The sequence below is a fragment of the Ruegeria sp. G7 genome, assembly GCF_056535465.1.
In genome coordinates this window covers 1-1907 of record NZ_JBQFIL010000004.1, presented here as the reverse complement: position 1 = coordinate 1907, position 1907 = coordinate 1, and the positions used below count along the sequence as shown (strand labels likewise).

Below are 1907 nucleotides of genomic sequence, written 5' to 3'. Positions count from 1 at the left end.
CTTGCTCGATTTCGGGCGTTGGCGGCGGCAGATTCCTGTCATCCAGTTCGATATGCGAAATTCGGGTCATTTTCTTGCAGTCCGTTCAAGTCCGTCAGGCCACCTATAACACGCACCTTAAATGGGCAACGCTATCCAAGCCGGACGCGAGCGTTACGCTGTGTTCTTTCAGTCGTTCAGGCGATCCAGGCGCGCCAAAACTGATAATCCATGCGCCTCGAGGCTTTCGGATTGGGCCAGTTGAGCCGCAGCCGGACCGATGGCGCGCAAAGCTTGCGGTGTCATCTGGCTGAGCGTTGTACGTTTCAGGAAATCCATGACGCTCAGGCCGGACGAAAAGCGGGCCGACCGCGCCGTCGGCAGCACGTGGTTGGGACCGCCGACATAGTCGCCAATGGCTTCGGGCGTGTACTGGCCCAGAAAGATGGCGCCCGCGTGGATGGTTTTGTGGCTCAACCCAACCGGGTCGGCGACGCAGAGTTCCAGATGTTCCGGCGCGATGCGGTTCGACAGCGTTGCGGCCTCATCCAGATCGCGCACGGTAATCACCGTGCCAAAATCCCGCCAGCTTGCACCGGCGATGCCACGACGCTTAAGCGTCTCCAGCCGCTCGTCGACAGCGCGCGCAACGGTCTGACCGAAATCGGCGTCGTCGGTGATCAGGATCGACTGGGCGCTTTCGTCGTGTTCAGCCTGGCTGAGCAGATCCAAGACGATCCAGTCGGGGTCGTTGTCCTTGTCGGCGATCACCAGAATTTCCGAAGGCCTGCAATCATATCGATGCCGACTTTGCCGAACACGCGCCGCTTCGCCGCCGCGACAAAGCATTGCCTGGTCCGGTGATCTTGTCGACCGGCGCGATGGTTTCGGTTCCGTAGGCCAGTGCGGCAATCGCCTGCGCGCCGCCGATGCGGTAGATCGTGTCGACGCCAGACACCTGCGCGGCCAACAAAACCAACGGATTGATCTGCCCATCCGGGGTGGGCACGGTTATGGCCAGCCGCTCAACGCCGGCCACTTTGGCCGGTATTGCGTTCATCAGAACGGATGACGGGTAAGACGCCAGACCACCCGGCACATAGAGCCCGGCAGCAGACACAGCAGACCAACGCCAACCCAAAGTTGCGCCGGTGTCATCCGTCCATCCGTGATCGGATGGCATCTGTTTTTCGTGATAGGCCCGAATGCGCACGGCTGCCAGTTCCAACGCTGCCCGATCCTGTTCCGGTACCTGTGCGATGGCGCGGGCGATATCGTCAGGGCTGAAGGCCAATGTGTCCGGTGTCAGCTCCACCGGTCGAATTTCTCCGTCGTTCGATGACCGCCGCATCGCCTCTGTTTCGCACGTCGTCGATGATGCCAGCCACAACCGCGTCCACATCGGGGCTGTCTTCGCGCTTGGCTGAAAGCAGCGCCTGAAAGGCCGTGTAAAAGTCAGGCGATGTGGTGTCGAGGAAAACGGGCATTCTGGCTCTCCGGGCGTTTCAGCGGGACATACCGTCAGGCGGTGTTGGCCTCAAGCCTTACTCCAAACTGTGCAGCAATTTGTGCATTGCAAAACAGGAAAGATCATTTCGATCACAACGCCGCCCCGTGGCCTGCCAGCCATGGCGCTCATAAAACCGAAATGCTGTCCGCGTGGCTTCCAGACGACCCTCTTTGTGTCCGGTGGCGAGAATTTCTTGCTCGAGCCTGTGGAGCAAGGCGGCACCTATTCCCGCCCGCAATGCTCCGGGTGAATACACAAAGTGTAATCTCGAACTGGCGCAAGGCTCCGACTGCCGCGATTTGCTTTGCATCTTCGGCCACCCAAAGTTCAGCGCCCGATCGGATCCAGTTCTTGATTGTTGCAGGATCCTTGTTTGCCGTCCAATCCGCGAGTATTTGCGGATCGTTTTCATGATCTT

Annotated in this window: 1 protein-coding gene and 2 pseudogenes; all 3 read right to left on the bottom strand. The window is 59.5% G+C overall.

The genetic code is table 11. The annotated features are described in order from the left end of the window. Positions 1-70 (bottom strand): annotated as a pseudogene (locus ACR3EN_RS21025) (UPF0262 family protein); the annotation flags it as partial. Positions 71-168: 98 nt separating this feature from the next. Then, a pseudogene (gene hisD / locus ACR3EN_RS21020) lies at positions 169-1466 on the bottom strand (histidinol dehydrogenase). Positions 1467-1523: 57 nt separating this feature from the next. Beyond that, the coding region (locus tag ACR3EN_RS21015) for a GNAT family N-acetyltransferase (RefSeq protein ID WP_480918537.1) at positions 1524-1907 on the bottom strand (384 nt) is incomplete at its 5' end.